The sequence below is a fragment of the Pantoea conspicua genome, assembly GCF_002095315.1.
GTDB lineage: Bacteria > Pseudomonadota > Gammaproteobacteria > Enterobacterales > Enterobacteriaceae > Pantoea > Pantoea conspicua.
Map to the genome: position 1 here is coordinate 1 of NZ_MLFN01000115.1, position 467 is coordinate 467.

The following is a 467-nucleotide window of genomic DNA, read 5'->3' on the forward strand; positions in this document are numbered from 1 at the left end:
AGTACCATTGCAGAGCTGTTTCGCCACGGCTTCGCCCGCGGAACCCTGATCCTCTGGCTGACCTATTTCATGGGGCTGTTTGTTATATATTTGCTGAATGGCTGGCTGCCAACCATTATGCGTTCGGGCGGTATTTCACTTGAGCAGGCGGCGATTATCGCCGGTCTGTTTCAGTTGGGTGGCCCGGTCGGCGGCATTATCGTGGGCGGATTAATGGATAAGCTCAACGCCCGCTGGGTGATCGGTGTGGTCTATATCATCGGCTGTGGCTGTCTCATCACCCAGGGCCTGCTTGGGCTGAGCGGCGTGCCGCTGGGTGTGATTATTTTTATCACCGGCATGTGCATCAACGGTGCGCAAAACGGGCTTCAGGTCTATTCTCCGGCCTACTATCCGACCGAAATCCGCGCCACCGGCGTCAGCTGGATGCATGGCATCGGCCGGATGGGTGCGATTCTGAGTTCGTC

At 57.2% G+C, this 467-nt stretch carries 1 protein-coding gene; it reads left to right on the forward strand.

Annotation, left to right across the window (positions count from 1 at the left end):
- Positions 1-467 (forward strand): MFS transporter (locus tag HA41_RS19445; protein WP_143807385.1); only part of this gene is annotated, 467 nt, incomplete at both ends.